Raw genomic sequence first — 19,870 nt, forward strand, 5'->3', positions numbered from 1 at the left:
ATGGGACTTGAAGAAAAACTCCCCAGCGGGTTCATCCTCAGCACGGTCGAAGCGGCCGCGGGGTGGGCGCGGAAGAACTCCGTATGGCCGGCGACGTTCGGCCTCGCGTGTTGCGCCATCGAGCTGATGGCCACCGGTGGCCCCCACTACGACCTGGCGCGCTTCGGTATGGAGCGCGCTTCGGCGTCTCCCCGGCAGGCCGACCTGATGATCGTGGCCGGCCGGGTGTCGCAGAAGATGGCGCCCGTGCTGCGCCAGATCTACGACCAGATGGCCGAGCCCAAGTGGGTCATCTCCATGGGCGTGTGCGCCTCCAGCGGCGGCATGTTCAACAACTACGCCATCGTGCAGGGCGTCGACCACGTCGTCCCCGTCGACATCTACCTGCCGGGCTGCCCGCCGCGGCCCGAGATGCTGATCGACGCGATCGTGAAGCTGCACGACAAGATCCAGAACACGAAGTTCGGCGCGCACCGCGCCAAGCAGATCGAGGAGCTCGAGCTGCAGGCGCTGCGCACGCTGCCGCTGATCGACCAGGGGGCCGCGAAGTGACCTCGCCCGACAACCTCCCCGAGGTCCCGGACGCGCAGGTCCCGGAGGCGCCGGCGGCCCAGGAGCCGCCGGTCGCCCGGAGGGGCATGTTCGGCGCCCAGGACAGCGGCGACACCTCCGGCTACGGCGGCCTCGTCGTGCGCCGGGCGCCGCAGATCTCGACGCCGCGCCCGTACGGGGGCTACTTCGACGAGATCGTCGACAGCCTGGCGATGGACGACGCCATCGAGCGCGTGGTCGTCGACCGCGGCGAGCTGACCCTGCACGTCAAGCGCGAGCGCCTGGTCGAGGTCTGCCAGAAGCTGCGCGACGACCCCGCCCTGCGCTTCGAGCTGTCGACCGGCGTGTCCGGCGTGCACTACCCGCACCTGGCGGGCGAGGAGCTGCACGCGGTGATCCACCTGGTGTCGATCTCCTACAACCGGCGCGTGCGCGTCGAGACGAGCGCGCCCGACTCCGACCCGCACATTCCATCGACTGTCAGCGTTTACCCTGGTCACGACTGGCACGAGCGGGAGACGTACGACTTCTTCGGGATCATCTTCGACGGTCACCCCGGGCTCACCCGGATCATGATGCCGGACGACTGGGACGGCCACCCGCAGCGGAAGGACTACCCGCTCGGCGGCATCCCGGTCGAGTACCGCGGCGCCACCATCCCCTCGCCTGACCAGAGAAGGAGCTACTCATGAGCACCGCTTATGACGAGGCGACCGAGGGCAAGGTCTATTCGGTCAACGGCGCTGACTGGGACCAGGTCGTCACCGGCGTGCGCGACTCCGAGGAGGAGCGCCTGGTCGTCAACATGGGCCCGCAGCACCCGTCCACGCACGGCGTGCTCCGGCTGGTGCTGACGCTCGACGGAGAGACGGTCACCGAGGCGCGCGGCGTCATCGGTTACCTGCACACCGGCATCGAGAAGAACATGGAGTACCGGACGTGGACCCAGGGGACCACGTTCGTGACCCGCATGGACTACCTCTCGCCGATCTTCAACGAGACCGCGTACTGCCTCGGTGTGGAGAAGCTGCTCGGCATCACCGACCGCGTGCCCGAGCGGGCGCAGGCCATCCGCGTGATGATGATGGAGCTCAACCGCATCGCCTCGCACCTGGTGGCGATGGGCACGTTCGGCATGGAGCTGGGCGCGACCACGCCGTTCCTGTTCGGGTACCGCGATCGTGAAATGATCATGGACCTGTTCGAGTACATCACCGGCCTGCGCATGAACCACGCCTACATCCGCCCCGGCGGCGTGAGCGTGGACCTGCCCGCCGGCGCGGTGGACAAGGTCGGCGAGTTCCTCAAGGAGATGCCCAAGCGGATCAAGGACATCCGCAAGCTCCTCGACGAGAACCCCGTCTACGTGCGCCGCACCAGGGACGTGGCCTACCTCGACCTGACCGGCTGCATGGCGCTCGGCGTCACCGGGCCGATCCTGCGCGCCGCCGGCCTGCCGTGGGACCTGCGCAAGTCGCAGCCCTACTGCGGTTACGAGACCTACGAGTTCGACGTCGCCACCGAGCGCGGCTGCGACGTGTACTCGCGCTACCTCGTCCGCATGCGGGAGATGGAGGAGTCCCTCAAGATCATCGAGCAGGCGCTGGACCGCATCGCCGGTCCGCTCAAGGGCGACCCGGTCATGATCGAGGACAAGAAGATCGGCTGGCCCGCGCAGCTCGCGCTCGGGCCTGACGGGTTCGGCAACTCGCCCGACCACATCGCGCACATCATGGGCACCTCCATGGAGGCCCTCATCCACCACTTCAAGCTGGTGACCGAGGGCTTCAGGGTGCCGGCCGGGCAGGCGTACGCCAGCATCGAGTCGCCCAAGGGCGAGCTCGGCGCCCACGTGGTCAGCGACGGCGGCACCCGGCCGTACCGCGTGCACTTCCGCGAGCCGTCCTTCTGCAACCTGCAGAGCTTCCCCGCGATGGCGGAGGGCGGCCAGGTCGCCGACGTGATCGCCGCGGTGGCATCTATCGACCCCGTCATGGGAGGTGTGGACCGGTGACTTACTCACCGGAGATCCGTGAGCGTCTGGAGCGGGACGCCAAGGAGATCATCGGGCGTTACCCGAAGACGCGCTCCGCCCTGCTGCCGCTGCTCCACCTCGTGCAGTCCGAGGACGGTTACGTCTCCGACGACGGGCAGGAGTTCTGCGCGGAGATGCTCGGCCTCAGCAAGGCCGAGGTCACGGGTGTGGCGACGTTCTACACCATGTACAAGCGCAAGCCCGCCGGCGAGTACCACGTCGGCGTGTGCATCAACGCGCTGTGCGCGGTCATGGGCGGCGACCAGATCTGGGAGGAGCTCTCGGAGCACGTCGGCGTCGGTCACGAAGAGGCGACCGCCGACGGCAAGATCTCGCTGGAGCGCCTGGAGTGCAACGCGGCCTGCGACTTCGCGCCGGTCATGATGGTCAACTGGGAGTTCTTCGACAACCAGACGCCCGAGTCGGCCAAGCAGCTCGTCGACGACCTGCGTGACGGCAAGGACGTGGCGCCCACGCGCGGCCCCAAGAAGCTGTGCACCTTCAAGCAGGCCTCGCGCGTGCTCTCGGGCCTGCCCGACGACCTCGCGGGCGAGGGTCCGTCGGCCGCCGGCGCCTCGCTGGAGGGCCTGAAGGTCGCCAAGGCCAAGGGATGGAAGGCACCGGAGGCATGAGCACCACTTTGACACCGGTCCTGACCGCGAACTGGGACCAGCCCAACTCCTTCACCCTCGACTCCTACGGCGAGTACGAGGCGGCGAAGAAGGCCCTGGGCATGGACCCCGACGCGGTCATCCAGGCCGTCAAGGACTCGGGCCTGCGCGGCCGCGGCGGCGCGGGCTTCCCCACCGGCATGAAGTGGGGCTTCATCCCGCAGGGCGACGGCAAGCCGCACTACCTCGTCGTCAACGCCGACGAGTCGGAGCCGGGCACCTGCAAGGACATCCCGCTGATGATGGCCAACCCGCACTCGCTGGTCGAGGGCATCATCATCACCTCGTACGCGATCCGGGCCAACCACGCCTTCATCTACGTGCGCGGCGAGGTGCTGCACGTCATCCGGCGGCTGCACGCGGCCGTGCGCGAGGCGTACGAGAAGGGTTACCTGGGCACCGACATCTTCGGCTCCGGCTTCGATCTGGAGCTCGTCGTGCACAGTGGCGCGGGCGCGTACATCTGCGGCGAGGAGACGGCGCTGCTCGACTCGCTGGAAGGCTTCAGAGGTCAACCGCGGCTCAAGCCCCCGTTCCCGGCCGTGGCGGGCCTGTACGCCTCGCCTACTGTCGTGAACAACGTCGAGTCGATCGCGTCTGTTCCCTCGATCATCGCCAACGGCGCCGAGTGGTTCGCCGGGATGGGCACCGAGAAGTCCAAGGGCTTCGGCATCTTCTCCCTCAGCGGCCACGTCACCAGGCCCGGCCAGTACGAGGCCCCGCTCGGCATCACGCTGCGCGAGCTGCTCGACATGGCAGGCGGCATCCGCGAGGGGCACCAGATCAAGTTCTGGACCCCGGGCGGCTCCTCCACGCCGATCTTCACCGACGAGCACCTCGACGTGCCGCTCGACTTCGAGGCGGTCGGCGCCAAGGGCTCCATGCTCGGCACCCGCGCGCTGCAGATCTTCGACGAGACCACCTGCGTGGTCCGCACGGTGCTGCGCTGGACCGAGTTCTACGCCCACGAGTCCTGCGGCAAGTGCACGCCCTGCCGCGAGGGCACGTACTGGCTCAAGCAGGTGCTCAAGCGCCTGGAGAAGGGCCAGGGCACCGAGGAGGACCTGGCCACGATCACCGACATCGCGGACAACATCCTGGGCCGCTCGTTCTGCGCGCTGGGAGACGGCGCGACGAGCCCGATCCACTCCTCGGTGAAGTACTTCCGCGAGGAGTACCTCAAGCACTTCGAGATCGGCGGTTGTCCGTTCGACCCGAAGAAGTCCACTCTCTGGGGTGAGCAGTGACCGTCGTAGAGACAGAAGTGAACCTGGTGACCCTGACCATCGACGGGTTCCAGGTCAGTGTTCCCAAGGGCACATTGATCATCAGGGCCGCCGAGCTGCTGGGCATCCAGATCCCCCGGTTCTGCGACCACCCCCTGCTCGACCCGGCCGCCAACTGCCGGCAGTGCCTGGTCGACATCCCCGACGCGGGCAACGGCCGCGGCTTCCCCAAGCCGCAGCCGTCGTGCGCGATCGAGGTCGCCGAGGGCATGGTGGTGCAGACCCAGCTCACCTCGGCCGTCGCCGAGAAGGCGCAGCGCGGGGCCATGGAGCTGCTGCTCATGAACCACCCGCTGGACTGCCCGGTCTGCGACAAGGGCGGCGAGTGCCCCCTGCAGAACCAGGCCATGTCCAACGGCCAGGGCGAGTCCCGCTTCCAGGAGCAGAAGCGCACCTTCCCCAAGCCGCTGCCGCTGTCGACGCAGGTCCTGCTCGACCGCGAGCGCTGCGTGCAGTGCGCGCGCTGCATCCGCTTCTCCGACCAGATCGCCGGTGACCCGCTCATCGAGTTCTTCGAGCGCGGGGCCAAGGAGCAGGTGCGCACGGCCGAAGGCAAGCCGTTCAACTCCTACTTCTCCGGCAACACGGTGCAGATCTGCCCGGTCGGCGCGCTCACCGGCGCGGCCTACCGCTTCCGCGCCCGCCCGTTCGACCTGGTGTCCACGCCGAGCTCGTGCGAGCACTGCGCCGGCGGCTGCGCCCTGCGCACCGACCACCGGCGCGGCCGGGTCACCCGCCGCCTGGCGGGCAACGACCCGCAGGTGAACGAGGAGTGGAACTGCGACAAGGGCCGCTGGGCGTTCACCTACGCGCAGCAGCCCGACCGGCTCAAGCAGCCGCTGGTCCGCAACGAGGAGGGCGTGCTCGTGCCCGCCTCGTGGCCGGAGGCGCTGATGGTGGCCGCCGAGGGCCTCGCCAAGGCCCGCGGCAAGGCCGGCGTCCTGGTCGGCGGCCGCGTCACGGTCGAGGACTCCTACGCCTACGCCAAGTTCGCCAGGCTCGCGCTCGGCACCAACGACATCGACTTCCGCGCCAGGCCGCACTCCGCCGAGGAGGCGCAGTTCCTGGCCCACGCGGTGGCCGGCAAGGGCATCGAGATCAGCTACACCGACCTCGAGAACGCCCCGCACGTGCTGCTCGTCGGCCTCGAGGCCGAGGAGGAGTCGCCGATCCTCTTCCTGCGCCTGCGCAAGGCGTGGCGGAAGAAGGGCCTCAAGGTCACCTCGATCGCGCCGTTCGCCTCGCCCGGCCTGGTGAAGATGGGCGGCACGCTCATCCGTACCGCCCCCGGCGCCGAGGCCGACGCGATCGGCGACCTGGTCGGCACGCTGGCCGAGGGCACGATCGTGCTGGCCGGAGAGCGTCTGGCCACCGTGCCGGGCGCGCTGTCCGCCGTCGTCCGCCTCGCCGCCTCCTCCGACGCCAGGATCGCCTGGATCCCGCGCCGGGCCGGTGAGCGCGGCGCCGTCGAGGCCGGTGCGCTGCCCAACCTGCTGCCGATCGGCCGCCCCGTGGACGACGAGAGCGCCAGGGCCGAGGTCGCCAGGGCGTGGAACGTGGCCTCGCTGCCCGCCACGCCCGGCCGCGACACCTCCGGCATCCTCGCCGCCGCCCGCGACGGCGAGCTGGACGCGCTGGTCGTCGCCGGTGTGGACCCCTACGACCTGCCCGACCCCGCGGCGGCGCTCGAGGCTCTGGAGCACACGCCGTTCATCGTCAGCCTGGAGATCCGCGCCAGCGCCGTCACCGACCGCGCCGACGTGGTCCTGCCCGTCGCCGCGGTGCAGGAGAAGGGCGGCACGTTCGTCAACTGGGAGGGCAGGGGCCGCTCGTTCGAGGCGCCGCTCAAGGTGCCGGGCCTGCAGTCCGACCTCGCCGTGATCGGCAACCTGGCCGACCGCATGGACGTGCACCTGGGCCTGCCGGACGCCAAGGCCGCCCGGCGCGAGCTGTCCAGCCTCGGCTCGTGGCGCGGCAGCCGCGTCAGCGCGCCGGTCGCGCTGGCCCGCGCCCTGGACATGCCGGAGCAGGGTCAGGCGCTGCTGGCCACCTGGCACCTGCTGCTCGACGAGGGCAGGCTGCAGGACGGCGAGCCGTACCTCGCGGGCACCGCCCGCACCGCCGAAGCGCTGGTCTCGGAGAGCACCGCCGCCGAGCTGGGCGTCACGGACGGCGACAAGCTCGTCGTCGGTGAGAACGTCACCCTGCCGGTGCGCGTAGCCGACCTGCCCGACCGCGTGGTCTGGGTGCCGGCGAACTCCGGCGGCTGCTCGGTCACGCGTGACCTGCGCGCGGTGGCCGGCGACATCGTCACCATCGGGAGCGCCTCATGAGTCCCACCCTGGAGAACTTCGGCCACGATCCGCTCTGGATCACCATCATCAAGGCCGTGATGCTCTTCGCCTTCCTGATGCTGGGCATCCTGTTCGGCGTCTGGTTCGAGCGCAAGCTGATCTCGCGCATGCAGCACCGCTACGGCCCCAACCGGGCCGGCAAGTTCGGCCTGCTGCAGTCCGTGGCCGACGGCCTGAAGATGGGCCTGAAGGAGGACATCTTCCCGCGGACGGTGGACAAGGTGCTCTACCTGCTGGCGCCGGTGATCATGGTGGTGCCGGCGTTCCTGGCCTTCTCCATCGTGCCGTTCGGGCCGGTGGTGAACCTGTTCGGGGTGGAGACGCCGCTGCAGCTGGTGGACCTGCCGGTGGCGGTGCTGTTCATGCTGGCCATGGGCGCGGTGTCGGTGTACGGCGTGGTGCTGGCCGGGTGGTCGTCGCGCTCGCCGTACGCGCTGCTGGGCGGGCTGCGCTCGGCGGCCCAGGTGGTCTCCTACGAGATCGCGATGGGGCTGTCGTTCGTGGCGATCTTCCTGTTCGCCGGGACGCTGTCCACCTCCGAGATCGTCAAGGCGCAGGAGCAGACCTGGTTCGCGGTGCTGCTCATCCCGTCCTTCCTGGTGTACGTGGTGTGCATGTTCGGCGAGGCCGCGCGCATCCCGTTCGACCTGCCGGAGGGCGAGGGCGAGCTGGTCGGCGGGTTCCAGACCGAGTACTCCTCGTCGCTGAAGTTCGCGCTCATCATGATGGGCGAGTACCTGCACACCTTCACCGCCTCGGGCATCGCGGTGACGCTGTTCCTGGGCGGCTGGCGGGCTCCGGCGCCGATCTCCACGTTCTGGGAGGGCGCCAACCAGGGCTGGTGGCCGGTGCTGTGGTTCTTCATCAAGTTCGTGCTGACGTTCTGCTTCATCGTGTGGGTGCGCGCGTCGCTGCCGCGGGTGCGCTACGACCAGCTGATGTCGCTGGGCTGGAAGGTGCTGATCCCGGTCAACCTGGCCTGGATCCTGCTGGTGGCCGCGGTGCGCAACGTGGTGGTCAACGACGGCAACCGGACGCTCGGCATCGGGCTGGGCGTGGTCATCGTGATCGCCGCGCTGGCCATCTGGATGCGGTTCGACACCGTGAATCAGCGGCGCAAGGAGGCCAGGAAGGCACAGGTGGACGCCGAGTTCGCGCAACTGTCCGAGGAGCCGACGGCCGGTGGCTTCCCTGTGCCGCCGCTCGACCTGCCGCACTACCACGGGGTGCAGCACAAGGAGATTCCCAGTGGGACTAACTGATTGGCTGAACCCCGTCAAGGGCTTCGGGGTCACCTTCCACACGATGTTCAAGAAGCCCGTCACGACGAACTACCCGGAGGAGAAGAAGCCCACGGCTCCTCGCTTCCACGGGCGTCACCAGCTCAACCGCTGGCCCGACGGGCTGGAGAAGTGCGTCGGGTGCGAGCTGTGCGCCTGGGCGTGTCCCGCCGACGCGATCTACGTCGAGGGCGCGGACAACACCGAGGAGGAGCGCTTCTCGCCGGGCGAGCGTTACGGGCGCACGTACCAGATCAACTATCTGCGGTGCATCCTGTGCGGCCTGTGCATCGAGGCCTGCCCGACCCGCGCGCTCACCATGACCAACGAGTACGAGCTCGCCGACACCAACCGCGAGAGCCTCATCTACACCAAGGAGATGCTGCTCGCGCCGCTGACCCAGGGCATGGAGCAGCCGCCGCACCCCATGCGGCTCGGTGAGACCGAAGAGGACTACTACCGGCTGGGGCGGACCAATGGGTGAGACCATCACTTTCTGGGTGCTCGCCGTCGTGTCCGTCGGTGCCGCGCTCGGCATGGTCTTCAACCGCAAGGCCGTCTACTCCGCGCTGATGCTCGGCACCGTGATGCTCTGCCTGGCCGTCCTGTACGCGGTGCAGGACGCGCCCTTCCTGGCGGCGGTGCAGATCATCGTCTACACCGGCGCGATCATGATGCTGTTCCTGTTCGTGCTCATGCTCGTGGGCGTGGACTCCTCCGACTCCTTCGTCGAGACGCTCAAGGGGCAGCGCTTCTGGGCGATCCTGGCGGGCCTCGGCTTCCTGGCGCTGATCGTGCTGGCCGTCGGCAACGCGGTCTTCGCGCCGCAGGCCGGCCTGGCGCAGGCCACCGGGCAGGGCGGCTACATCCGCTCGATCGCGCTGCTGCTGTTCACCAAGTACGTGTTCGCGTTCGAGATCACCTCGGCGCTGCTGATCACCGCCGCGCTGGCCGCGATGGTGCTCGCGCACCGCGAGAAGCTCACCGAGAAGGTCACGCAGAAGGACCTGTCCCGCGCCCGGTTCCTCGGCGACCACCCGTCGCCGCTGCCGGGCCCCGGCACCTACGCCAGGAGCAACGCCATCGACATGCCGGCGCTGCTGCCCGACGGGTCGGTCGCCGAGTCCTCGGTCAACCGGTACATCGCGCGCTACGACGTCGAGCACGACCACCTGCCCGAGGACCCCAGGCTCGCCGAGGCGATCAAGCACACGGCCGAGATCGACGAGGCGCCGACCGAGGCGGAGAAGGACGCCGAGACCAATGAGGTGACCAAGTGACGACGCACTACCTCGTCCTGTCCGGCATTCTCTTCGCCATCGGCGCCATGGGCGTGCTGATCAGGCGTAACGCGATCGTGGTGTTCATGTGCGTGGAGCTCATGCTCAACGCCTGCAACCTCGCCTTCGTCACCTTCTCCAGGCAGGTCGGCAACCTGGAGGGCCAGATCATCGCGTTCTTCGTGATGGTGGTGGCCGCGGCCGAGGTCGTGGTCGGCCTGGCCATCATCGTGACGATCTTCCGAACCCGCAGGTCCGCGTCCGTCGACGACGCGAACCTGCTGAAGTACTGAGGTGACTGGTGGAATCTCATATCGCTGAGATCACGCCGCACACCGGTGGAGTGATCGGCAACGCCTGGCTGATGATCGCCCTCCCGCTGGTCGGGGCGTTCATCCTGCTGGTGTTCAACCGGTTCACCAACCGCTGGGGCCATCTGCTGGGCGTGGCCATGTCCCTCGCCTCGTTCGTCGTGGCGGTGCTGGCGTTCTTCGAGCTGCTCGGGCTCGGGGCGGAGGAGCGCCGCCGGGCGGTGCACCTGTACGAGTTCATCCCCGGCATGGTGGACATGGGGCTGCTCATCGACCCCCTGTCCATCAGCTTCGCGCTGCTGATCACCGGTGTGGGCTCGCTGATCCACATCTACTCGATCGGCTACATGGCTCACGACGAGCACCGCCGCAGGTTCTTCGCCTACCTGAACCTGTTCGTGGCCGCGATGCTCCTGCTGGTGCTGGCCGACAACTACGTCGGGCTGTTCATCGGCTGGGAGGGCGTCGGCCTGGCCTCGTACCTGCTGATCGGCTTCTGGCAGTTCAAGCCGACCGCGGCGGTCGCGGCCAAGAAGGCGTTCGTCGTCAACCGCGTCGGTGACTTCGGCCTGCTGGTCGGCATGTTCATCATCTGGACCACGTTCGGCACCCTGACCTTCAAGGAGCTGGGCGAGCAGATCCAGCCCGGCCAGACGAACGGCACCATGCTCGCCATCGGCCTGCTGCTGCTCCTCGGCGCCTGCGGCAAGTCGGCGCAGCTCCCGCTGCAGTCCTGGCTCCTCGACGCCATGGAGGGCCCGACCCCGGTCTCGGCCCTCATCCACGCCGCGACCATGGTCACCGCCGGCGTCTACCTGGTGGTCCGCTCCGGGGCGTTCTTCTTCCCCGAGGGCTCGGGCGCCGCGCTCGCCGTCGCCATCGTCGGCGCCGTCACGCTGCTCGCCGGTGCGATCATCGGTTGCGCCAAGGACGACATCAAGAAGGGCCTCGCCGGCTCGACGATGTCGCAGATCGGCTACATGATGCTCGGCGCGGGCCTCGGCCCGGCGGGCTACGCCTTCGCGATCGGCCACCTGATCACGCACGGCTTCTTCAAGGCCAACATGTTCCTCGGCGCCGGCTCCGTCATGCACGGCATGAACGACGAGGTCGACATGCGCAAGTACGGGGCACTGCGCAAGGTCATGCCGATCACGTTCGCCACGTTCTTCATCGGCTACCTGGCGATCATCGGCTTCCCGCTGCTGTCCGGTTACTTCACCAAGGACGGCATCATCGAGACCGCGGTGCACCACCAGCCGATCCTCGGCTGGCTGGCCGTGCTGGGCGCCGGCATCACCGGCTTCTACATGTCGCGGATGGTCTTCATGACCTTCTTCGGCCAGAAGCGGTGGGCCGACGACGCGCACCCGCACGAGTCGCCGCTGGTCATGACGGTGCCGCTGATGATCCTGTCGCTCGGCTCGATCTTCCTGGGCGGCTACCTCGTCCTGAGCAACCGGCTCCTGGACTTCCTCGCCCCCGCGGTCGGCGCGCCGGCGGAGCGTCCGGAGTTCCACTTCACCAGCACGCCGGGTCTGGCGACCCTCGCGCTGGTCGCGGTCGGCGCGGGATTCGCCTGGATGAAGTACGGCCGGGTCGAGGTGCCGTCGGTGCAGCCGCGCGGCTCCTTCCTCACCACGTTCGCCCGGCGCGACCTCTACGGTGACGCGCTCAACGAGTCGCTCTTCATGCGCCCCGGCCAGTGGCTGACCCGTCTGGCGGTGTTCTTCGACAACCGCGGCATCGACGGGATCGTCAACGGCCTGGCGGCGGGCATCGGCGGCAGCTCCGGGCGCCTGCGGCGGGTCCAGACGGGCTTCGCCAGAACGTACGCGCTGTCCATCTTCATCGGTGCCGCCCTGCTGACCGGCGCCCTGCTCCTCGTTGGGAACATCTGATGTCACCCTGGCTTCCGATACTCATGGCGGTGCCCGTGGTGGGCGCCGTCGTGGTGGCCCTGCTTCCCAAGGGCAGTGACAAGCTGGCCAAGCAGGTAGCGCTGCTCGTCTCGCTGCTGGTGCTGGTCCTCACGGGCGTCGTGGCCGCCGGGTTCAAGCCGTCCGGCGATCGCTTCCAATATGTCGCCGAGTACAACTGGATCCCGAGCTTCGGCGTGAAGTTCGGGGTCGGCGTGGACGGCGTGGCCCTGGTGCTCATCGCGCTGTCGGCGGTGCTGGTGCCGATCGTGATCCTGGCCTCCTGGCACGACGCCGACGGCGTCAAGACCGCCGACGGCACGCTGATCACGCCCAAGCGGTCGGTCAAGACGTACTTCTCGCTGCTGCTGGTGCTGGAAGCGATGATGATCGGCGTCTTCGCGGCGACCGACATCTTCCTGTTCTACGTCTTCTTCGAAGCCATGCTGATCCCGATGTACTTCATGATCGGGTCGTACGGCGGCGCCCAGCGGTCCTACGCGGCCGTCAAGTTCCTGCTGTACTCGCTCTTCGGCGGCCTGCTCATGCTGGTCGCGGTCATCGGGCTGTACTTCGTCGCGGGCAAGCAGACGTTCATGTTCCCCGAGCTCGTCGGGGCCATCCAGGACCCGGCGATGCAGAAGTGGCTGTTCGGCGGCTTCTTCATCGCCTTCGCCATCAAGGCGCCGCTGTGGCCGGTGCACACCTGGCTGCCCGACGCGGCCGCCCAGGCTCCGGCCGGCGCCGCGGTGCTGCTGGTGGGCGTGCTGGACAAGGTCGGCACGTTCGGGATGCTGCGCTTCTGCCTGGAGCTGTTCCCCGAGGCCGCCAAGGCGTTCACGATGCCGATCGTCGTGCTGGCGGTCATCAGCATCATCTACGGCGCCATCGTGGCCATCGGCCAGACCGACATGAAGCGGCTCATCGCCTACACGTCGATCTCGCACTTCGGCTTCATCGTCCTGGGCGTGTTCGCCATGTCGGACGTCGCCCAGTCGGGCGCGGCGCTCTACATGGTCAACCACGGCTTCGCCACCGGCGCGCTGTTCCTGGCGGCGGGCTTCCTCATCGCCAGGCGCGGGTCGCCGTTCATCAGCGACTACGGAGGCGTGCAGAAGGTCGCTCCGGTGCTCGCGGGCTTCTTCCTGGTCGCCGGTCTGGCCGGGCTCTCGCTGCCGGGCCTGTCGTCGTTCGTCAGCGAGTTCATGGTGATGATCGGCACGTACTCCAGCCAGGCGCACGGCTCCGGCGCGCTGACGGTGGCCGCGATCATCTCGGCGGTGGCCGTCATCCTCGCGGCCGTCTACATCCTGTGGATGATCCAGCGCACCATGAACGGGCCGACGGCCGAGCCGGTCAAGGCGTTCAAGGACCTGAACGCCCGCGAGGTCTGGGTGCTGGCTCCGCTGGTCGCCCTCATCATCGGCTTCGGCTTCTTCCCCAAGCCGCTGCTCGATGTGATCAACCCGTCTGTGCAACAGACGCTGACCAACGTGAAGGTGCCCACCTCCACCATCGCTGAGAAGGGGACAGGTCAGTGAACCCCGCCATCGAAGCGCCGACGATCGAGTACGGCACGCTGGCGCCGCTGCTGATCATCTTCGGCGCGGCCTGCATCGGCGTGCTCGTCGAGGCGTTCGCGCCGCGCTACCTGCGCAAGTCCATCCACGTGCCGCTCACCCTGCTGAGCCTGGCCGGCGCGTTCGCGCTGGTCCTGGTGCAGACGGTGCGCGGCCAGGTGTCCACCACGCCCTCCGCCATGGGCGCGATCGCCGTGGACGGCCCCTCGCTGTTCATCTGGGGCATCATCCTCGTCCTGTCGTTCGTCTGCGTGCTGCTGATCAACGACGAGGGGCACTTCGTGGCCTCCGCCGCGGCCGTGCCGGGCAGCGCCGACGAGGAGGAGGCCGAGGCGCACGACAACGGCACCGGCCACACCGAGGTCTACCCGCTGGTCCTGTTCGCCGTGGGCGGCATGCTGCTCTTCCCGGCCGCGCACGACCTGCTGATGATGTTCGTGGCCCTCGAGGTCATGTCGCTGCCGCTGTACCTGCTGTGCGGCCTGGCCCGCAGGCGCCGCCTCCTGTCGCAGGAGGCGTCGATGAAGTACTTCCTGCTGGGCGCCTTCTCCTCGGCGTTCTTCCTGTACGGCACCGCGATGGTCTACGGCTTCGCGGGCACCGTCTCGCTGCCGGGCATCAACCAGGCCATGGCCGCGGGCAACGCGCTCGACCCGCTGCTGCTGATCGGGTTCGCGATGCTCGGCGTGGGCCTGCTGTTCAAGATCGGCGCGGCGCCGTTCCAGGCCTGGAAGCCGGACGTCTACCAGGGCGCGCCGACGCCCATCACCGCCCTCATGGCCTCCGGCACGCTCGTGGCGGCCGTCGGGGCCGTGCTGCGGGTGTTCTGGGTCGGTCTGGGCAACCTCGACTGGGAGTGGCGGCCGGTCATCTGGGCCGTCGCAGCGCTCACGATGGTCGTCGGCTCGATCCTGGCGATCACGCAGACCGAGATCAAGCGCATGCTGGCGTACTCGTCCATCGCGCACGCCGGCTTCCTGCTGGTCGGCGTGATGGCCACGTACGGCAGCGCCCAGCAGAACGCCGGCTCGCTCAAGGCGATCCTGTTCTACCTGGCGGTCTACGGCATCACCACCGTCGGCGCGTTCGCCGTGCTGACGCTGGTGCGCGACCCGGGCGGCGAGGCGGGGCACCTGTCCCGCTGGGCCGGGCTCGGCAAGCGCGCGCCCGTCCTGGCCGGCGTGTTCGCCTTCTTCCTGCTCGCCTTCGCCGGCATCCCGCTGACGAGCGGCTTCATGGGCAAGTACGCCATCTTCGCCGCCGCGCTGAACAGCGGCACCCAGCCCGGCGACTCGATGGGCGGCTGGATGGCCGGCCTGGTGGTGCTGGGCGTGGTCGCCTCCGCGATCGCCGCGTTCTTCTACGTCCGCGTGATCGTGCTGATGTTCTTCAGCGAGCCGGCCGCCGACGGCCCGGCGGTCGCGGCCCCCAGTATGGGGACCGTGGCAGTCATCGCGGTTTCGCTGCTGGTTACCGTAGGGGTGGGGCTCTACCCGGAGTCCGTGCTCGGTGTTGCCAACGACGCTGCCAGCAGCCTGTTCATCAGATAGACAAGGGGATCTCGTATGTCTGCGCCACCCGTGGTTGACCTTCCCATTGCGGACGAGCGGTTGGCGCAGGACGTGGCCAACGGGCTGGCCGCAGTCGAGAAGCTCCTGCGCTCGTCGGTGGAGACGGAGGACGCCTTCGTCACCGAGGTGTCCAAGCACCTCATCGAGGCGGGCGGCAAGCGGTTCCGTACGCTGATGGTGCTGCTCGCCGCCCAGTTCGGCGACCCGTCGGCGCCGGGCGTGGTGCCCGGCGCCGTGGTCATCGAGCTGACCCACCTCGGCTCGCTCTACCACGACGACGTCATGGACGAGGCCCCGGTCCGCCGGGGCTCCCCGTCCGCCAACGCCCGGTGGGACAACACCGTGGCGATCCTCACCGGCGACTACCTGTTCGCCCAGGCCTCCGACCTCCTGGCCGACCTCGGCCCCGAGCTGATCCGGATCCAGGCCCAGACGTTCTCCCGGCTCGTCCAGGGCCAGATCCGCGAGACCATCGGCCCGCGCGCCGGCGAGGACCCGATCGCCCACTACCTCGGCGTCCTGGCCGACAAGACGGGCTCGCTCATCGCCGCCTCCGGCCGCTTCGGCGCGCTGCTGTCGGGATCCCCCGCCGACGTGGAGGAGCGCCTCAGCCGCGCCTGCGAGGCGATCGGCGTGGCCTGGCAGCTCGGCGACGACCTGCTGGACGTGGCCTCGTCCGGCGCCCAGTCCGGCAAGACGCCCGGCACGGACCTGCGGGAGGGAATCAAGACCCTGCCGGTCCTGTACGCCCTGGCCGCCGGCGACTCCCCGCGCCTGACGGCCCTGCTGTCGGGCCCCGTGGCCGAGGAGGACGTCGAGGAGGCGCTCACCCTGCTGCGCGCCCACTCCGGCATGGCGCGGGCCCGGGCGGAGCTGGAGGCCTGGGTGGACCGCGCCCGGGCCGACATCTCGGGCCTGCCCGACATCCCGGCCAAGGACGCGTTCCTGGCGCTCTGCGACTACGTGGTCGAGCGCTCCGGCTGAAGCATTGCGGCTCTACGGGCGGTACGGTTCACCCGTGCCGCCCGAAGGCTGTCGTAGGTGAAGACGGCCAGGGCCAGCCACACGATCGAGAACCCGATCCACCGGCTCGACGGCATGACCTCCTTGGCGATCAGCACCCCGCACCCGAACTGCAGGATCGGCGCGATGTACTGCAGCAGCCCGATCGTGCTCAGCGGCACGCTGATGGCCGCCGCGCCGAAGCAGAGCAGCGGCACGGCCGTGATGACCCCGGCCCCCACCAGCAACAGCGCGTGCCCGGCGCCCTCCTGCGCGAACGTGCCCTGCCCCGACACCTGCAGGAACCCCACGTAGGCGAGGGCGGGCAGCAGCAGGACCAGCGTCTCGACGGCCAGGCTCTCGGTGGCGGCCACGCCCGCCTTCTTCTTGACCAGCCCGTAGACGCCGAAGCTGAAGGCCAGCGTGAGCGCGATCCAGGGCAGGCGCCCGTAGTCGAGCGTCAGCACCAGCACCGCCAGCGCGCCGAACCCGACCGCCACCCACTGCAGGGTACGCAGGCGCTCGCGCAGCAGCACCACGCCGAACAGCACGTTGACCAGCGGGTTGATGAAGTAGCCGAGGGCGCTCTCCACGACGTGGCCGGTGTTGACGGCGTAGATGTAGGTGCCCCAGTTGACGGTCACGAAGATGGCGGCGAGGGTCAGCAGGCCGAGCTTCTTCGGTTGGCGGACCATCTCCTTGACCCAGGCCCAGTGCCTGCGCAGAGCCAGCACGGCGACGACCACCACCAGCGACCACACCATCCGGTGGGCGAGGATCTCGACGGCTCCGGAGGGCTTGAGCAGGGGCCAGTAGAGGGGGAACAGCCCCCACATGGTGTAGGCGGCGATCCCGAAGAACACGCCACGCCGAAGGTCAGGCATGTACCCGATTGTCGGGCCTTACCACCTTTAAACACAAATTTCGTCCACTAAGCGGAAATGTGTAGACGTCCTTAAGTGTTGGGGCGTGTGTAGGCTGGAACTGACCTATGGAGGTAGCGCTATGGGCTGGCTGTTCGGCGGCAACAAGACATCGATGGTCCGACCCGAGGACGCGCTCCCGGGCCGCCCGGACCCCATCCCCGTCCCGGCCCGCCACGCGGTCCTCGACGCCCCCCTCGCGCCTCCGTACCCGGAGGGCCTGGAGGTCGCCGACTTCGGCCTGGGCTGTTTCTGGGGCGCCGAGCGCAAGTTCTGGCAGACGCCCGGCGTCTACACGACGGCGGTCGGCTACCAGGGCGGTTACACCGCGAACCCGACGTACGAGGAGGTCTGCAGCGGCCTCACGGGACACGCGGAGGTCGTCCGGGTCGTCTTCGACCCGGCCCAGGTGTCGTACGAGGAGCTCCTGAAGGTCTTCTGGGAGGCCCACGACCCCACCCAGGGCATGCGCCAGGGCAACGACGTCGGCACCCAGTACCGGTCGGCGATCTACTACCACTCGCCCGAGCAGCAGAAGGCGGCTGAGGGGGCGCGGGAGGCGTACCAGAGGGTGCTGAAGGACGCCGGCTACGGCGAGATCACCACGGAGATCGCCCCGGCCGGGCCGTTCCACTACGCCGAGGACTATCACCAGCAGTATCTCCACCGCAACAAAAACGGGTACTGCGGGATCGGCGGCACCGGCGTGGCCTGTCCGGTGGGCCTGACCTCCGGCGAAGCGTAGACCTGCGGAAATAGCTAGATCCTGGCTCATGGTCGCCCGGCACGTCCAGCGTCGATCATGGGCCAGAGCCGTCTTCGGCGACAACCTTCCTTACTAGGTCAAGGGCGTGCCGCCTGCGGCGGCCCGCCGCGCGTCGGGCGGTCGCTGGCCGCGCTGCGGCCTGGGGGCCGGTCGCGGCCAGCACCGCCCACGCGTGCAGGGATGCAAAAAGTATGACGTAGCTGAAGTTCAGTCATCCGACGGCTTGGGCGGGGGCTGGTCAGGTACATAGCCTTCCATATCCGCCAACTCGCCGGCCTCGTCCGTGTTCGAAAGCTCGTCTGATTCGCCGAACTCTACTGTGGGGTCCAGATCGAGGGAGAGGGAGTTCAGCTCCTTGTTGCGCTCACTTACCTCTATGAACGACGGCCCACTCTCCTCATACCAGGCCCAGTCCCACTCCTCTAGGAAACCGTCCTCGGGGTGTCCAGACGTACGGAAGGATAGACCGCTCTTGCTGGGGACCCGTATGCTTCCCCTTTTCTCTAGCCCGACACGATAGTCAATCTCGATGTGCCAGTCGCAGCGGAATTTTTCGGTCTTTGCGACCACACATAGGTCGAAGATTTCCCCTTGTGAGAGCGAGATTGAGTGGCTGACGAAATAGGGAGTCTCCCCAACCTTCTCGTGATCCACTTCTGAGAAGGCCCAGAGCGTGGGATGGGTTGCGTCCAGGTCTGTGGAAAGCGTGAGGGTGTCTAGCGAGCCTGCGCTTGGACAATTTATGTGAGCACCCCTAGCCGGTGGCTGCCGTTTATCGACCACCACTCGTATGTTGGATATAGAGATCGTATCTTTGGTCGCACCCTGCAGGAAGAGTCTCAACCGTGTGCTCTTGTAATCTATTCCGCCAGCAGCTCGGACCCAGTGATAGGCAATCTCGGAAGACGTCGGGTAGAGCGTATCGGGCGAACTGGCTGTTAAGGTGCGAGCTTCGCGGCCGGGGCGACCCATCGATGGCAGAGTGCTGGGCAACGCGAGTTGCCATGAATCTGGGGTGCTGTGATCCTCTGCCACTCGGATGGGCTGTCGCTTGCTCCACCAGTTTTGTATCTGCCCGCGGAAGACTAGCCCGATAGCGCCAATGGCGGCCACAATGGCGCCGCCTATAATTTCTTCCAGCATTCTTGTGCCTTGCTTCGGTCGCTATGAAGCGTGACGGATGGTCTTGATAGACTAGCTGGTCCTGGCGCCTCAGGACAAAGCCCATATTGTTCCGTTTGGTGCCGTTTGCAGCTCTTCGGCCCTATTTGTGGGTTGACGCATCGGCTTGGGTTCTGCGGTAGCAGGAGTGGGGGCATGACTGCGGGTCCGCAAGGAAGCCATACTCGGCCCTATAGGGCGGAGTCGTCTGAGCGCTATGCTCGTTGCATGAGCGATATGGAACGGCTGCCCGAAACAGACGTACACGAGTTGATGCATGACCGTGTCACTTCTGTGAGCGTAGAAGTGCATCTGGTGTCGCATCCCTCTCTGCCTGCCAGCGAGGTCTGGACAGTAGATTTCAGCGATCCAGATCTTGATGGCCCTGCGTGGACACGGGAATGGCTCATCCAGCAGGTAGATGCGCTCACATGGCAGAACGGGGAGCGTGTGCCGCGCGACCTCAGGCTTCTGCAGAACTGGTTCGAGTGGGGAGCGGGAGGCTCCGGATACACCATCGTTCTGCAGCTTGCCGAATGGGTAGGCTCTGGCATAGCTGGCTCCGCTGCGTACGAGGGTTTCAAAAGCCTTGTACGACTGATGCGATCCCGGCAGTCGGCTGCAGGGCTCCCAATAGAGGACATGCCCTTGGAGCGAGAGGAGGCAATTTTCCGAGCGCAGATTAGTGCGGCATCAGCATACAAGTTTGATCACGAGGATCTCAGGCTGATCTCAGAAGCGCATGATCTTGAAACAGGGCTGTGGACTATTGTGTTCGATTATCGTAGCGGCGTGCGATACGAGGTCACACTCGGCATCGTTGAAGGGCTTCCGCTGACCAAAAGGATCGTCAGACGAAGCTCGGGAACTGATGATGTCTAAGGTGCTCCCTCCGCCTAGTCGACGAACTTCCCTGGCGATCATGGGAGAGGCGTGCCCAACTTCGGTGCCTTCTTGCGTTCGTTTAGCCGTGCCATTTGCGTGGGGCCTTGAGCTGTATCGGTCGTATGCGACTTGAAGCTATGGCCGAAAGCGGAGAATTTGCTGCCGCCCCGCTTCCGGTGCTAATGACGGTGGGGCAAGTCACGCCCCGTCGGCCAGGGCGCGTGGGGATGCCTACTTCCGGTGCAGGGTCTTTGAGATCTTTCCGCCCGAGACCGGCGCCTTGGGCCAATCGGC

Annotated in this window: 18 protein-coding genes; 16 read left to right on the top strand and 2 right to left on the bottom strand. The window is 67.7% G+C overall.

Annotated elements, in window-relative coordinates; translation table 11 throughout:
• The 14 genes from ACBJ32_RS55355 (at position 1) to ACBJ32_RS55420 (ending at position 15,823) form a co-directional block, all read left to right on the top strand.
• Positions 1 to 552, top strand: coding sequence for an NADH-quinone oxidoreductase subunit B family protein (locus ACBJ32_RS55355; protein ID WP_357827072.1), 552 nt, complete (start codon positions 1 to 3; stop codon positions 550 to 552).
• A complete protein-coding gene (locus ACBJ32_RS55360) occupies positions 549 to 1,244 on the top strand; it encodes an NADH-quinone oxidoreductase subunit C (RefSeq protein WP_375133678.1) in 696 nt (231 codons plus the stop codon). The genes ACBJ32_RS55355 and ACBJ32_RS55360 overlap by 4 nt, the downstream gene beginning before the upstream one ends.
• Entirely contained in the window at positions 1,241 to 2,566 is a 1,326-nt protein-coding gene (locus ACBJ32_RS55365; RefSeq protein ID WP_357875311.1) for an NADH-quinone oxidoreductase subunit D, read from the top strand. Before ACBJ32_RS55360 ends, ACBJ32_RS55365 begins: the two co-directional genes overlap by 4 nt.
• The gene (nuoE, locus tag ACBJ32_RS55370) at positions 2,563 to 3,219 is read left to right on the top strand and encodes an NADH-quinone oxidoreductase subunit NuoE (RefSeq protein WP_225270942.1); all 657 of its coding nucleotides are present in this window, start codon (positions 2,563 to 2,565) and stop codon (positions 3,217 to 3,219) included. The genes ACBJ32_RS55365 and nuoE overlap by 4 nt, the downstream gene beginning before the upstream one ends.
• Positions 3,216 to 4,505, top strand: a complete 1,290-nt coding sequence (nuoF, locus tag ACBJ32_RS55375) for an NADH-quinone oxidoreductase subunit NuoF (protein WP_357875313.1) — start codon at positions 3,216 to 3,218, stop codon at positions 4,503 to 4,505. The genes nuoE and nuoF overlap by 4 nt, the downstream gene beginning before the upstream one ends.
• Before the next feature lie 17 nt (positions 4,506 to 4,522).
• Positions 4,523 to 6,877, top strand: coding sequence for an NADH-quinone oxidoreductase subunit G (locus ACBJ32_RS55380; RefSeq protein WP_375133679.1), 2,355 nt, complete (start codon positions 4,523 to 4,525; stop codon positions 6,875 to 6,877).
• Entirely contained in the window at positions 6,874 to 8,160 is a 1,287-nt protein-coding gene (gene nuoH, locus ACBJ32_RS55385) for an NADH-quinone oxidoreductase subunit NuoH (RefSeq protein ID WP_375133680.1), read from the top strand. Before ACBJ32_RS55380 ends, nuoH begins: the two co-directional genes overlap by 4 nt.
• Positions 8,147 to 8,662, top strand: a complete 516-nt coding sequence (gene nuoI / locus ACBJ32_RS55390) for an NADH-quinone oxidoreductase subunit NuoI (protein WP_148433094.1) — start codon at positions 8,147 to 8,149, stop codon at positions 8,660 to 8,662. Before nuoH ends, nuoI begins: the two co-directional genes overlap by 14 nt.
• Positions 8,655 to 9,458, top strand: coding sequence for an NADH-quinone oxidoreductase subunit J (locus ACBJ32_RS55395; protein WP_357888456.1), 804 nt, complete (start codon positions 8,655 to 8,657; stop codon positions 9,456 to 9,458). Before nuoI ends, ACBJ32_RS55395 begins: the two co-directional genes overlap by 8 nt.
• On the top strand, positions 9,455 to 9,751 hold the full coding sequence (nuoK, locus tag ACBJ32_RS55400) for an NADH-quinone oxidoreductase subunit NuoK (RefSeq protein ID WP_148433096.1): 297 nt from the start codon (positions 9,455 to 9,457) through the stop codon (positions 9,749 to 9,751). Before ACBJ32_RS55395 ends, nuoK begins: the two co-directional genes overlap by 4 nt.
• Positions 9,752 to 9,822: 71 nt before the next feature.
• On the top strand, positions 9,823 to 11,670 hold the full coding sequence (nuoL, locus tag ACBJ32_RS55405; RefSeq protein WP_375133686.1) for an NADH-quinone oxidoreductase subunit L: 1,848 nt from the start codon (positions 9,823 to 9,825) through the stop codon (positions 11,668 to 11,670).
• Positions 11,670 to 13,229 (top strand): NADH-quinone oxidoreductase subunit M, encoded by a 1,560-nt coding sequence (locus ACBJ32_RS55410; RefSeq protein ID WP_357888459.1) that lies wholly within the window; start codon positions 11,670 to 11,672, stop codon positions 13,227 to 13,229. Before nuoL ends, ACBJ32_RS55410 begins: the two co-directional genes overlap by 1 nt.
• Positions 13,226 to 14,818 (top strand): NADH-quinone oxidoreductase subunit NuoN, encoded by a 1,593-nt coding sequence (gene nuoN, locus ACBJ32_RS55415; RefSeq protein WP_375133681.1) that lies wholly within the window; start codon positions 13,226 to 13,228, stop codon positions 14,816 to 14,818. The genes ACBJ32_RS55410 and nuoN overlap by 4 nt, the downstream gene beginning before the upstream one ends.
• A gap of 15 nt (positions 14,819 to 14,833) precedes the next feature.
• On the top strand, positions 14,834 to 15,823 hold the full coding sequence (locus tag ACBJ32_RS55420) for a polyprenyl synthetase family protein (RefSeq protein ID WP_357888465.1): 990 nt from the start codon (positions 14,834 to 14,836) through the stop codon (positions 15,821 to 15,823).
• On the opposite strand, the gene rarD is transcribed toward ACBJ32_RS55420, so the two are convergent.
• The gene (gene rarD / locus ACBJ32_RS55425; protein WP_375133682.1) at positions 15,799 to 16,725 is read right to left on the bottom strand and encodes an EamA family transporter RarD; all 927 of its coding nucleotides are present in this window, start codon (positions 16,723 to 16,725) and stop codon (positions 15,799 to 15,801) included. The genes ACBJ32_RS55420 and rarD overlap by 25 nt on opposite strands.
• Before the next feature lie 121 nt (positions 16,726 to 16,846).
• Between rarD and msrA the strand changes: the two genes are divergently transcribed.
• Positions 16,847 to 17,509: a peptide-methionine (S)-S-oxide reductase MsrA gene (gene msrA / locus ACBJ32_RS55430; protein WP_375133683.1), complete on the top strand. Its 663-nt coding sequence runs from the start codon at positions 16,847 to 16,849 to the stop codon at positions 17,507 to 17,509.
• 228 nt (positions 17,510 to 17,737) lie between these two features.
• Here msrA and ACBJ32_RS55435 read toward each other — a convergent pair whose 3' ends face one another.
• Positions 17,738 to 18,373 (bottom strand): hypothetical protein, encoded by a 636-nt coding sequence (locus ACBJ32_RS55435; RefSeq protein WP_375133684.1) that lies wholly within the window; start codon positions 18,371 to 18,373, stop codon positions 17,738 to 17,740.
• A 546-nt stretch (positions 18,374 to 18,919) separates the two neighbouring features.
• On the opposite strand from ACBJ32_RS55435, the gene ACBJ32_RS55440 reads away from it, so the two are divergent.
• The gene (locus ACBJ32_RS55440) at positions 18,920 to 19,573 is read left to right on the top strand and encodes a hypothetical protein (RefSeq protein WP_375133685.1); all 654 of its coding nucleotides are present in this window, start codon (positions 18,920 to 18,922) and stop codon (positions 19,571 to 19,573) included.
• Positions 19,574 to 19,870 lie beyond the last annotated feature (297 nt).

The sequence above is a fragment of the Nonomuraea sp. GTA35 genome (assembly GCF_041950525.1).
Lineage (GTDB): Bacteria > Actinomycetota > Actinomycetes > Streptosporangiales > Streptosporangiaceae > Nonomuraea.